At 32.8% G+C, this 13821-nt stretch carries 11 protein-coding genes; all 11 read right to left on the reverse strand.

The window, feature by feature from the left end:
• Positions 1-57: 57 nt before the first annotated feature.
• The gene (locus H3143_RS02365; protein WP_267128818.1) at positions 58-1809 is read right to left on the reverse strand and encodes an HDIG domain-containing metalloprotein; all 1752 of its coding nucleotides are present in this window, start codon (positions 1807-1809) and stop codon (positions 58-60) included.
• 61 nt (positions 1810-1870) lie between these two features.
• Entirely contained in the window at positions 1871-2926 is a 1056-nt protein-coding gene (recA, locus tag H3143_RS02370) for a recombinase RecA (protein WP_182078615.1), read from the reverse strand.
• A 747-nt stretch (positions 2927-3673) separates the two neighbouring features.
• Positions 3674-4135, reverse strand: a complete 462-nt coding sequence (msrB, locus tag H3143_RS02375) for a peptide-methionine (R)-S-oxide reductase MsrB (protein ID WP_182078616.1) — start codon at positions 4133-4135, stop codon at positions 3674-3676.
• 104 nt (positions 4136-4239) lie between these two features.
• Positions 4240-5844 (reverse strand): chaperonin GroEL, encoded by a 1605-nt coding sequence (gene groL / locus H3143_RS02380; protein ID WP_182078617.1) that lies wholly within the window; start codon positions 5842-5844, stop codon positions 4240-4242.
• The gene (gene groES / locus H3143_RS02385; RefSeq protein ID WP_182078618.1) at positions 5844-6137 is read right to left on the reverse strand and encodes a co-chaperone GroES; all 294 of its coding nucleotides are present in this window, start codon (positions 6135-6137) and stop codon (positions 5844-5846) included. The genes groL and groES overlap by 1 nt, the downstream gene beginning before the upstream one ends.
• Positions 6138-6153: 16 nt before the next feature.
• Entirely contained in the window at positions 6154-7680 is a 1527-nt protein-coding gene (gene pyk, locus H3143_RS02390; protein WP_182078619.1) for a pyruvate kinase, read from the reverse strand.
• 8 nt (positions 7681-7688) lie between these two features.
• Positions 7689-8687, reverse strand: a complete 999-nt coding sequence (locus H3143_RS02395; RefSeq protein WP_182078620.1) for an ATP-dependent 6-phosphofructokinase — start codon at positions 8685-8687, stop codon at positions 7689-7691.
• A 37-nt stretch (positions 8688-8724) separates the two neighbouring features.
• Positions 8725-9720 carry a lipoate--protein ligase gene (locus H3143_RS02400; RefSeq protein WP_182078621.1) on the reverse strand — a complete coding sequence of 332 codons (996 nt, stop codon included), beginning with the start codon at positions 9718-9720 and terminating at the stop codon, positions 8725-8727.
• Between the two features lie 59 nt (positions 9721-9779).
• The gene (lpdA, locus tag H3143_RS02405) at positions 9780-11165 is read right to left on the reverse strand and encodes a dihydrolipoyl dehydrogenase (protein WP_182078622.1); all 1386 of its coding nucleotides are present in this window, start codon (positions 11163-11165) and stop codon (positions 9780-9782) included.
• Between the two features lie 16 nt (positions 11166-11181).
• Positions 11182-12663 (reverse strand): dihydrolipoamide acetyltransferase family protein, encoded by a 1482-nt coding sequence (locus H3143_RS02410; RefSeq protein ID WP_182078623.1) that lies wholly within the window; start codon positions 12661-12663, stop codon positions 11182-11184.
• A 159-nt stretch (positions 12664-12822) separates the two neighbouring features.
• Complete coding sequence (locus tag H3143_RS02415; RefSeq protein ID WP_182078624.1) at positions 12823-13800, reverse strand: alpha-ketoacid dehydrogenase subunit beta; 978 nt, start codon at positions 13798-13800, stop codon at positions 12823-12825.
• Positions 13801-13821 lie beyond the last annotated feature (21 nt).

Below are 13821 nucleotides of genomic sequence, written 5' to 3' on the forward strand. Positions count from 1 at the left end.
TTAACAAGATTATAATATTTCAAAGAAATTTATCACCCTGTAAATACTAGGGGTTTTCTAGACATCTTCATCAATAAATTCTACCGTGCTTAGATCTTCATCATCAGCTGATTCAGCGTTATCTTCTGAATATGTTTTTGTAGCATTTTTAGCATAAGCGATAGCATTTGTTGTTTCGCTTCTAGTGATATTTTGAACGTAAGTGATTGTGATTGGGTATTTCGACAGTTCTTTATCAGATTCGATATCCTTTTTAAGATCAATAGTTAATTGTGTGTATTCACTTTCACTTATATCTGGATTGATCATTAGATTAATGTTATAACCAGCTTTTAAGATCTTATAAGTTGTAATGATCTTTTCATCGATGTATTTAGTTAAAATGCTATCGATTGTATCCAAACGTTTTTCGATATCATTTTCTTTAACAAATCTTACACCAGGTCTAGCAGCTGATAAGAAATCAGCAATTTTCGTTATTTTTGCGTAGAAATTCTTAGATTTTTCATAAATCTTTTTTCTGCCATGGTGACAGTTGATTGCATCAATAATGTCAATATCAAACTTATAATGTTGAGCTATTGCCACACCAGCACTAACATGGTCATTAGCTGCAAATTTAAGATTTTTCCATTTATATTTACCTTCACTACTAACACTTTCTTTATCGATTGCCTTACCAATATCATGAAGTAAAGCACAAACTATTGCTTTTTCTTTATTTAAGCTAAGTTGATCAGCTATACTTCCCGCAATCTGAGCAGCTTCAATTGAATGAGTTAAAACGTTTTGAGTATAAGAACCTCTGAATTTTAAACGACCAATGAATTCGCAAATTTCTTTATTAGGAATCAGAGCAGATTCATATAAGCCTAATTGTCTAAGAGTTTCTTCACCAATTCTTTTAGCTTCTGCTGTGAATTCATTTAATGATTCATATCAACTCTTCTTAATTAATTTTTCATCTAAAACATGGGTGCCACGTTCATTCACAGCTTCAACAATCTTATTCATTGCGTTGTAGGCAACTTCTAGTTTGATCGTATTAAATGAAGAAACTTTGATTCTAGACAATTCAGGTTGAATGATAATCTCTACATTGAATAATCTTTCAATGTATTCTTTGGTTTTTGCTTCTTTACCAATTAGTTTGCCAAAAAAATCATCAGAAGTTTTTTTAGTTTTTCTTGCATCAGAATCGACATGTTCATAATTAATAGTCCTAACTGTGTTCATTCTCACAGTATCAGTCAATAAAGACATATCGCTCATTGCATTGATAAGAATTTTGTTAGATTCGTTTTTAAGCGCTATCTTCTTATCATTAGCAATTTTCTCTTCTTCTTTAATCATCTTATCGAGATCATTTCTTACATAACCTCGATATTCTTCTAGAAGTCTTTTTCTAGCTTCTTCGTGAGTTAAGTTCATCTCTTTTAATAATGCAATCTTCTCTTCAACTTTTTTTGCATATAGCTTTTCTTTAAGCTCTTCATTCTCTTTTTTCTTTTCGATGATTTCGTTAGATAACAATCTTCTTTTGTCTTCTAACAAAATCTTATCGCTTAACACAGCGATAAAGAAATTTCGAATTTCTTTAAGATCTTTTTTAGTAAAAACTTTGAAGTTGCTTTGAAACAAATAATGCTCATTTAGTTTTTCTTCAAGCTCTTCTTGTTTATTAATCCTTAGAATTTCTTGTTCAAGTTCACGTTGATATGTTTCAGTTTGTTTAAAAAATCTGAATTCATATAGCTTAAGTAAGATGAAAGCAAAAATTAAAACTGTTAACGCGGTCAATAAGCCCACGATCAGATACATTAATAAAATAGAGACGGTTATCATATACCTAATATTATATTATTAGGCGTTATTGGGTATCTTTTAATTTATTTAAAACTTCGGTTTTGATTAGTTTGTATAACTCTTCTGATTCACCTAATTTAGCTACTAAATTCGCTTTACCTTGAGCGATTTTTTCTTTTTGATATGAGAATCAACTGCCTGATTGTTCAATGATTTGGTAATCGATTGCTAAATCGATAATTTCATTAACTTCACTAATTCCAGATTTGAAATAAAAGTCAATATAAGTTGTAGCCATTGGGCTTGAAAGTTTATTTTTAGTAATTGTTGCTTTTGACTTAATTCCAATTGCATTATTAGAAGCATCTTTAATGATTTCAGTTCTTCTTAGTTCTAGTCTCGTTGATGAATAGAACTTAAGCGCTTTTCCACCGGTTGTAACTTCAGGGTTACCAAAGACAATGCCAACCTTTTCACGTAATTGGTTAATGAAAATAACTGATACGTTATGTTTAGCTAATAATGGCTGAATTCTAGAAAGACCTCTAGACATCATTCTTGCATGTGTCCCCATTGTTTGATCTTCCATTTTTCCTTCTATTTCAACTTTAGGTACTAAAGCTGCTACTGAGTCAACAACAATCAAATCAATTAATTCAGTTTTAATTAAAGATTTAATAATCTCAAAACCTTGTTCGCCATAATCAGGTCTAGCAATGATTAGTTTTGTTAAATCTATCCCTAAACGTTTTGCATATCTTAAATCTAGTGCATGTTCAGCATCAATAAAAGCAACACGCATGTCTTTATCAATAGCTTGTTTGATTGTTGATAGAGCTAAAGTGGTTTTACCGCATGATTCGTTTCCATAAATTTCTACGATTCTTCCTTTTATAAAACCATTTGTACCTAGTGCATGATCTAACTTAATACTTCCTGTAGAGATTGCTTCTAGATCTTTTAAATCATCTTTTTCATTCAAATATATGTTAGTTTTACCGAACTTTTGTTGCAATAACTTTAACACGTCATCATTAGTTACATCTGTAATTCTGTCAGTAGTTCTTTTATTAGTTTTAATGATATTCATAATTTTGTCGTAATTCTTTTTATTAAACATATGTAGAAAGTAACTTGCTGGAAGAAAAAATTTTTTTGAATGTAACTGCGTTAAGAAAGAAGACGATCTTAAAAGTTATTAAGTTTCTATATTTAACTTTATTGGCGTCGGGTTATTAAGACCTCTAATTAAATCATTATTGGTCTTAATAAATTCATAATCATTTTATAAATTTCAAAAGAATAAACGGTAAAATGTTGAAAATTGACAGGTGATATTTTTAGACTTATTTGTATTAGTCCTACTGAATTTCCAGCGACCTTTCTATACTTGTTCCGAGCTCTTAGATACAATTTTTAGATGAAGAAAATAAGACAAAACAGTCATGTAAAAAATATCGTTTTTACCGTGTTTTTTGAAAATTTATATTTTTATAAAATCTTTTCACTTTGATTGTATGCTATATTTATTTCAGTTATTAATTAGCAAAATAACGCTTTAGTGAATAACAAGTTGATATACCGTTTTTCGATATAGAGATTTATATAATGCAGATTTATATAAGCGGTAATTTTTGATCAGGAAACAAAAGTATAATCAACTTTTCTTTAACTCGTCAACCTAACAATAACTAAATTTGCATTTTTCTAAAATAACTATAAAAACGTAAAGCGATATTTTTTACTAGAGTCACAAGAATTAACTAAATAATTTTTTTACTCTTAGTAATTAAATTAAAAAACAAACATTCACATCAATAAAAAAAGATCCAAACACTTGGATCATTTTTTTATATTTATCAGAAGCCTAATGACTTAATTCTTTATCTAAAATTTCAATGAACTCTTCGTATCCTGCTTGCTTTAGCTCTTCATAAGGAATGAATTTTAATGAAGCCGAGTTAATGCAGTATCTTAAACCACCCTTATCTCTTGGACCATCAGTAAATACGTGACCTAGGTGACTATCAGAGTTTTTTGCACGAACTTCAACTCTAACCATATTATGTGATAAGTCTTGAACTTCGTTAATTAATGATTTAGCAATCGGACGAGAAAATGCAGGTCAGCCACAACCTGAATCATATTTGTCAGTTGATAAGAATAGTGGCTCACCACTTGTAATATCTACATAGATCCCTTTTTTAAAGTTTTGATCATACTCGTTAGTATAAGGACGTTCAGTAGCGGCATTTTGAGTCACGTCAAATTGTAATGGCGTTAATTCTTGCTTAAGAACTTCAATTGACTTCTTTTCGTATTTTTTCATATTGTTTTTATTACAGGTTTGATTATGAAATAAAAAAAATTAATCTTTGAAACAATACTTTGTTCAAAGATTAATTCGAATCTTATAGGGTTAATTATTGATGATTATAGGTGATTCAAGCTTGGCTTTTCATCTTTAGATTCATCATTGATTGCTACTTCAGTAGTAATTAATAATGCAGCTACCGAACAAGCTTTTTCTAATGCAGTTTTTGTTACTTTAGTTGGATCAATAATTCCGTTATTGATCATATTAACAAATTCATTAGTTTCAGCGTTATATCCATAACCTGATTGTTTGCTATTAATGATGTTGTTAATAATTTTTGAGCTATTTTGCCCTGCATTTTCAATAATTTGGCGTGCAGGAGCTGTTAATGAAGATCTAACAATTTCATAACCTAAAGCGATTTCAGAATTAGATTCTTTAACTTGTTTTAATACTTCAATGGCATTCATTAATGCAATTCCACCACCTGCAACGATACCTTCTTCAACTGCAGCTTTAGTTGAGTTTAGTGCATCTTCAATTCTAAGTTTTAGTTCTTTTTGAGCAACTTCAGTAGCACCACCTACGTGAATTACTGCTACACCGTTTGATAAGTTAGCAATTCTTTTAGTAATTCTTTCTTTGTCATACTTAGAAGTTAAATTAGCTGATTTAGCTTTTAAGTTATTTAAGTATTTAGCTAAAACATCCTTACTGCAAGCACCGTTAATTACAGTTGTTTTATCTTTAGAGATAATTACTTTTTCTGCAGTTCCTAATTTGTTTAATTCAAGATCTTTGAATTCAATTCCAGCAGTACTATCAACTAAAACTGTATTAACACTGATAGCTAAATCTTCTAAGGTGTTTTTTTGTGCTTCACCAAATTCTGTACATTTAACACTAGTTACATTTAGTGTTCCGCGTAATTTGTTAATTGCTAAAGCAGTTACTACATCTTCAGCAATATCACTAGCAACAATTAATAATGGAGAAGAAGATTCAACACTAGCTTCAAGTAAAGGTAAGATTTCTTTAACAGTATTAATCTTATTAAGTGAAACTAAGATTCTTGGATTAGCTAATTCACTTAACATTTTTTCAGAATCAGTCACCATATATGGTGAAGAATATCCACCCTTGAATTCTAATCCATCAGTTGTATCTAGAGTTGTATCAAATGATTTGGCATCATCGATTGAGATTACCCCGCTTGGACCAACGATATCCATTGCTTTAGCAATCAATTCACCAATGAATTTTGAACCAGATGAAATTGCACCAACTTGAGTGATTTCATCGATTGATTTAATTGGTTTTGAAACACTCGTTAAGTATTCTGATACTAATTTAGCAGCATTTTCAATCCCGATTCTTAAATTAACGGGATTAGTACCATTATTAATTGCTTCAATTGCTTTATTAACAATTTCGTGAGTTAAGATGGTCGCTGTTGTTGTCCCATCACCTGCAATATCATTAGTTGAAATTGCAGCTTCAGCAATCAACTTAGCTCCCATATTTTCAACTGGGTCGTCTAATTCGATTTCTCTAGCTATCGTTACCCCATCATTAACAATTAAAGGAGCACCGTATTTTTTTTCAATTAAAGCATTTCTTCCTTTAGGACCAGCTGTAATTTTTACAGCTCTTGCTAACTTATTAATTCCTTCTAGTAACTTAGCTCGTGCTTGTTGTTCAAATGTTAGTTCTTTTGCCATTATCTAATTACTCCAATGATTTCTTCATAACTTAAGATCTTATAAGTCTTATCATTAACTACGATCTCAGTCCCTGAGTATTCTTTAAAATAAACTTGATCATTTATGTTGATTTGATAATCAACTTTTTGTTGTTTAGCATAGATCATCCCATCACCTAAAGCAATCACTAAACCTTTGGTTGATGTTGCTTTATCAGATTTTTCAATGCTGGTAATGATTCCTGATTTTGAAGTTTTTTCTTCAGATAAAACTTCTACTAAAACATTATCGTGTAGTGGTTTAATATTCATATAAATTATTAGTTTCCTATTTTAATAAGACAAAGTTAGTCTTGTTGTCTGGTTTAATTTCAAATAGTTCTGAATAGTGTAAGATTGCTTTTTTAGCAACTAATTGGTGATTGTTGATTGCTTCAGAAAGATTATCCACTTTATAAGTAAACACACCATAATCAACACCGTGACCTGTGTAGACATTTTGATCATCAGTAACAATAATTACACTAGCAGCTAATTTAGCGTTTGATAAAGCAAAGATTTCATCACGGTTATTAGTAAAGTGCACTAAGAAGTGAGTTGAGAATTCTTCGTTGTCAATCTCACGGTTTGGACAGATCTTTTTAGCGATCTCAAGTACTCTTTCACCAAAAGCGGTGTGACATACATCTGTCATTGGGAAGTAGTGAGTAATTGCACGTTTGTAGTCAAACAATAGTTCAGATTGTTTGTTAATCTTTTTCATTGTTTCAACAGCAATAATTGGATACATCCCATTAGCAGTTTCACCTGATAACATTGTTGCATCACATCCACGTTCAACAGCAAAGAAAACATCAGTAACTTCAGCACGAGTAGGTTGCACGTTTTTTTCAAGTGAATCTAGCATTTGAGTAGCTACAATTACACGTTTATTTTTAAATCGACAAGCTTTGATGATGTATTTTTCTCAATAAGGAACTTCGTAATAAGGGATTTCTAAACCAAGATCACCTCTTGCTACCATGATTCCATCACTTACATCAATGATTTCATCAAGGTTTTTGATTGCGTGACGAGTTTCAACTTTAGCAATCACTTGAACGTGTTCCATACCGTATTGTTTTAAGATTGCTTTAATTTCATAAACATCATCTGCACTATTAACAAATGATGCAGCAATATAATCAACTTTATTCTTTAATCCAAAAGTGATATCGTTGTAATCTTTTTGTGATAAGAATGGAATTGAATATTGTGCATTTGGTAAGTTAATACGTTTTTTAGTGATGATCTTATGTTCGTTTTTAGCAATTGCTCGAATAAATGAAAAATCTTCGGCAATCTCAATTACTTGTAAAGTTAATTTTCCATCATCTACTAAAACAGTTGAACCTAAAGAAACATCTTTAGCCATGTTGTATTTTTTAGATGAATCTGAAACTGAGAATTCAGTAGCATCACCAACGATTTCACGGTTAGTATAAATCTTTACGATCTGATCTTTTTTAACAACGTTGTTCGTATCACTGATCTGATTTAATCTGATCTCAGGACCGTTGGTATCAAGCATAATTGAGATTGGCAGATTTAATTCATTAGCCACACTTCTAGCTAGAATCATTCTAACTGCTTGTTCTTCTTGATTTCCGTGAGAAAAGTTTAATCTTACAACACTTACACCGTTTAAAAATAATTGTTTTAAGTTTTCTTTAGCTTTTTGGACGATCTCTTGTTTAGTAGGATCTTCTAGATCGGCTAAACTAAAAAGTTTATAAGTAATTGAAGGACCACAAGTGGCTACTATCTTTGTCTTTTTTAAAAAGTTTAAATCAAAATCTTTATGTTTCTTATTCATATTTATTATTAAAAACCACCGTTTATTCTATTGCTCAAATTAATTAATTTGATTCTTGAAGGATTGCGTTTATTTAGTGCTTCTTGGAAATTGTAAGTAACAATTTCATCACCACTTAAACCTAAAACAACGCCGTATGTTTGATCATTGATACATTCAAACGCTTTGATTGCAAATTTTATTGCAAGGATACGTTCCATTGGTGTTGGAACTTGACCACGTTGACCATAGGTTAGGATATTTACATTAGTTTTAATTCCTAATTGGTCATTAATTTGTTGGGCAATTGTTTTTAAACTATCACGACCATCTTCACCATAGATATGTTCACAAACAATTACAGTAAACGTACGTTTGTGATCTTGTAACATTCTTTTAGCTGCAAGATCAACAATCTCCTGGGTTGATTTAATGTTTTCTGGGGTGATTACTAAATCAGCTTTGGTTGCTATTGCAGCATACACAGCTAAATCACCACAATGTCGACCCATCACTTCAGAGATCGATACGCGGTTGTGTGAAACACTAGTTGAGATAATCTCTTGGATTGTTCTTGTAATATGTTCTAGTGCTGAATAAAAACCAATCGTGTAATCTGATGATGAAACGTCGTTGTCAATCGTTCCAGGCATCGCAATTACATTGATTCCCATCTCAGATAACAATTTTGCACCCTGATATGAACCATCACCACCGATCACGACTAAAGTGTCAATCTTTTTAGCTTTAAGATTGCTTACGGCTTTTTTTCTTACTTCAAGATCTTTGAATTCAACTAATCTTGCTGAATAAATAAAAGTACCCGAATCAAAGAAGTGATCAATCACTTCTTGTTGGTTAGCTAGAACGATCTGATCTTCAACTAATCCCTTATAACCTTCATAAACTAGATAAGGTTGGATATTATTAATGATTGCTTGTTGCACTAAACCATAGATTGCTGGATTCATTCCTGGAGAGTCTCCTCCAGAAGTTAAGATCGCGATTCGCTTTGTTTGAATGGCCATATATAAATGTTTTTAACCCTTATAAAATTATAATAAATTATTTGTTATCAAACAATAAGCTTAGCAATTCTTCTTTAGTGATTGTTCCAAGATATAATGGTAGATCAAACTGATCTAAAACATCATTCACACTTTGGTAATCAAACTTCGTTCCTTTTAATTTTTCTTCTATCTCTTCGATCTGACCAACACTTAAAAAGTCACCGTTGAATTTGATATCTTTGATCACACCGTGATCAGTGTTTAGACTTAATTCTAATTCACCACCACTAAAGCGTTTTTTATTATTGAATTTGTATTCTAAAGATGATCCATAGATTCATTCTCATTTCTTGAAGTGATTCTCAGCACGATCTTTGATCCATTGTTTAGCTTTATCATCTAATTCGATCTTAGTAAGATCGTACTTTTTAAAGTAGAACTTAATTAGTTCATCAATAAATCATTCAACTGATTTTTTTTCTGGTAAATGATCAATGATATTAGTTACACGTTTTTTGATTGAATCAATTCCTTTAGCTTCAATCTTACTCTTATCAACATGTAAGTAGTTAGCTAACTTAGTCATGTCAGTGTTATAAAGTAACGTTCCGTGGTGTAAGATCTTATCTTGATAAAGGTATTGTGCCGTTCCTGAAAACTTCATGCCTTCAATTTCTAGATCATTGCGACCTTTAAAAGTCGCATTAATATTTAGTGAATTTAAGAATTCAATAATTGGTTGTGCAAAAAACTGATAAGCATTAGCACGTTTTTCATCTAAATAATCGATATAAGAATAACAGATATTCCCAAGATCTTGGAACACTGTTCCCCCACCTGAAAAACGGCGAATTAGATTAACGTGATCTTTAGATGTTTCATTGGTATTAATCTGAGCTAATGTATTTTGGTTACGACCAATAAAGATCGTATTAGCATTTCTTCAGATGTAAATGATTGGTAATTCTAGATCTAAGTGTTTTAATAGGTATTCTTCAGTCGCTGCATTAATGTAGCAATCGTTCGAGTCTGATAAGTAAAAATAAGCCATAATTGTGTATATTTGATAAAAAACCCTTGTACAAGGGTCTTTTATTTGTTTGAATAATTTTAGTGTTTGTGATTAAAGTGAGTGTAAATTGCTTGTTTAGCACATTCTGAGATCACTTCAGCAAGAGTTGGGTGTGGGTGAATTGCTTGTTCTAATTCAAACACGGTTAGTTCATTTTCCATTGCTAAAGCAATTTCAGAGATCATATCACTAGCAGTTGATGCGATTAGTACACATCCTAGGATCTCACCATATTTTTTGCCAAACATCAGTTTAACAAATCCGTCAGTTGCACCATCAGCAATCGCTTTACCATTAACTGCCATTGGCATTTTAGCAACAACGTATTCGATATTCTTTTCTTTTAGTTGTTGTTCAGTATAACCAATCGTAGCAATCTCTGGATAAGTATAAATACATCCAGGAGTAGTTAGTGCACTTACTTTTTTCGGGTTCCGTCCAAGAATTGTATCAACAGCAAATGTTGCGTGGTGATAAGCGTAGTGAGCTAACATTACTTGACCAGCAGCATCACCAATTACATAGATTGAATCAGTTGATGTTTGCAGTTTATCATTTAACTTAATGCGGTTACGTTCATCTCTTGCAACATTAAATGAACCAAATACTTGATCATTAATTACTCTACCAACAGATTCAAGGATGTATTGTGAAGGTAATTGGTAAGCTGTTCCATTATCTTCATATATAATTGATTGGTTTTGATAACCTAGAATCTTAGCGTTGTAAACAACGTTGATGCCTAGTGATTTAACTTTTTTAGCAATGAAATCACTCGCATCTTGATCTAGTAATTCACATAATCGATCAACAGCTTGTAAGATTGTTACTTTAGTTCCAAGTGTTGCATATAAAGTTGCAAATTCAATCCCAATTACACCACCACCAATCACAACTAGTGATTGAGGAACTTGAGGTAATTCAAGTGCTCTTGTTGAATCAATGATCACACCTTCAGCACGACCTTGATCAAATCCAGGTAAAGGTAATTTTCTAGGAGATGAACCAGTTGCTACAATAATATCTTTTGTTGTCAATGTTTGACCATTTACAGATACTGTGTGACCATCAATAATTGTTGCTTCTCCAACGATCGTTTCAGCCTTAGCCATCTTTAAGATCGTTTTCACCCCGTTAACTAATTTGTTAACAACACCTTCTTTTCTTTTTAAGATGTTTGCTCAGTTAACAGACATTTGGGTATTAGCTAAATCTAGTCCAAATTCAGCTGCTTTTTCAACGTAGTGTTTAACTTTAGAAGATTGTAATAATGTCTTAGTTGGAATACAACCAACATTTAAACAAACTCCGCCATAAGTGCCGCGTTCAATTACTAAAGTTTTAAGACCATTTTTAGCAGCATGTTCACCTGCTACATAACCACCAGGTCCAGCACCAATAACAATTAGATCGTAATTATACATATTTACTACCTACTAATTAAATTAGTAAACCGTCAAGGTTTTCAACGATTTCTTTTAATGTCTTAGCAAATCGTCCGATATCAGCACCATCAATTCATCTGTGGTCAGCTGCAATTGTAATTGGCATAATTTGCTTAATTACGATTTGGTTTTCAGCAGTTCTAGATAATTTTTCTTCTACTGTACCTGTAGCAATAATAGCAACTTCTGGGAATTTAATAATTGGAGTACCAAATAGTGCACCGATTGAACCAAAGTTAGTAACACTAATTGTTCCATCAGCTAAATCAGCTAGTCCCATCTTCTTAGAACGTGCTTTTTCAGCTAAACTGCTAACTTCTTTAGCAATTTCAATTACTGATTTGTCTTGAGCTGATTTAATGTTTGGAACCATTAAACCATCAGCAGTATCAACAGCAATACCTAAGTTAATTTTTTTCTTTAATACTAAACGATTGTTAGTCTTATCGTAGTGAGAGTTGAATACTGGGTGAGCAATTACAGCTTTAGTAATTGCTTTTAATAAGAATGGTAAGAATGATAATTTAATACCATAACTTGATAATACAGCGTCTTTAACTTGCTTACGGTAAGAAACTAATTTAGTTACATCAAAGTTGAATGTTAAAACTGTAGTTGGAATTTCTTCGTGAGCAGTTGTCATTGCTTTAGCAATGGCTTTTCTGATTGATGTAATTTCTTTGTAAGTTTCGTTGTCGTTTGCAGGAGCAGCAGCTGGTGCAGCTGGTGCAGGTGCTGGTGCTGGAGCAGCAACTGGAGCTGGAGTAGCTGCAGCAAATACATCGCTTGAAAATACTTTAGCACCATTTGCAGGTGTAACATTGTTTAAATTTACATTTAAATCACTAGCAACAGCTTGAGCTAAAGGAGTAGCTACTGGAACTGGAGTTCCAAAAGCTGGCGCAGCTGGTGCAGGAGCTGGTGTAGGAGCTGGAGCTGGTGAACTTCCAGCACTTTGATCACCGAATAATCCAAATAATTTGTTTGAAACTTTAACTTCACCTACAACTGAAGCACCGCCACCACCTGATTCAGCTTCAGCAGCTGGTGCTGGTGCAGGAGCTGGGAAAGCAGGAGCTGGAGCAGGTGCAGCAGCTGGTGCTGGGAAGCTTGGGAATGCAGGTGCAGGAGCAGGAGCAGCTGCTGGTGCTGGAGATGGGAAACTTGGGAATGCAGGTGCAGGAGCAGCAGCAGGAGCTGCAGCCGGAGCAGGAGCAGCAGCTGGTGCAGGAGCACCACTAGCATCACCGTTTAAGATTAACATTACTTCACCAACGTGAACAGTTTGTCCAACAGTTGCAAGAATTGAAGTAACCACACCACCTTCAGGAGCTGGTAAGTCAGTTGTAACCTTATCAGTTTCAACTGAAAACATTGGGTCACCTTCTTTAATTGTGTCACCTACTTTAACATAGATTTGAGCAACAACACCTTCGTGTAGCCCTTCACCAACGTCTGTAAATTTATATTCAAACATGTTTGTTATTATCTTTCTATTTTATCTATTAATGAAAATGTACTGTTAATTATAAATTAAATAATTATTTCAATACTGAATTGTCAGTTTTTTACGTAAACAAATATCGTTTTTATTAATGGGTGAGATTAATAAAAACGATAGAAATTATTTAAAAAACTAAGCTAGTAATTCGTTAATTGCGTCAATTGTTCTTTGTTTAAGATCGAATTGAATTGCTTCACCTTTTGCTAGTGGAACAGTGATGTCAAATCCGGTTACACGAACTGGAGCTTTCTTTAAGCTAGCGAATAACTTTTCAGTTACTCTAGTAATGATTTCAGCACCAACACCGAATGATTTAACAGCTTCGTGAACAACTAGTAAACGACCAGTTTTTTGAACTGAAGCTAAAACTGTATTTCAGTCAAGTGGAGCGATTGTTCTTAAGTCGATTAATTCAATATCACCTGCTGGGTATTGACTAACGATTTCAAGTAGGTCAATAACGTTTGGACCATAAGTTACGATCGTTAATTTGCTACCTTGAGTTAATACGTTAGCCTTACCGATTTCAACAATGTATTCACCAGCTGGAATTTCTTGTTTAAATGAACGGTATAACTTCTTAGGTTCAAAGAACACAACTGGGTCTGGATCATTAATTGCAGCTAACATTAATCCCTTAGTGTCATAAGGGTTACATGGCATAACAACCTTAACACCTGGAATGTGAGAATAGATAGCTTCTAATGTTTCAGAGTGGTGTTCAAGAGCTTTAATTCCACCACCCATAGGCATTCTTAAAACGATTGGAGCGTTTAATTGACCTCTAGTTCTGTTTCTAATTCTTGCAGCGTGACAGAATAGTTGTTGCATTACTAAGAAACTGAAACCAGAGAATTGAATTTCAACAACTGGTTTTAATCCAGCAAATGAAGCACCAATAGCAGCACCTGTCATAGCAGCTTCAGCAATCGGAGCATCCCATACTCTATCAGAACCGTGTTTTTGTTGTAATCCTTTAGTTGCTCTAAACACACCACCTTCAAAACCAGCGTCTTCACCGTATAATACCACACTCTTATCTTTTGTTAATGCGATATCTAAAGCGTTGTTTAGGGCTTCGATATTATTTACGATAATTTTATCACTCATTGTGTATATTCTCCAATTTAA

Source organism: Mycoplasma tullyi, assembly GCF_014068355.1.
GTDB classification, from domain to species: domain Bacteria; phylum Bacillota_I; class Bacilli_A; order Mycoplasmatales; family Mycoplasmoidaceae; genus Mycoplasmoides; species Mycoplasmoides tullyi.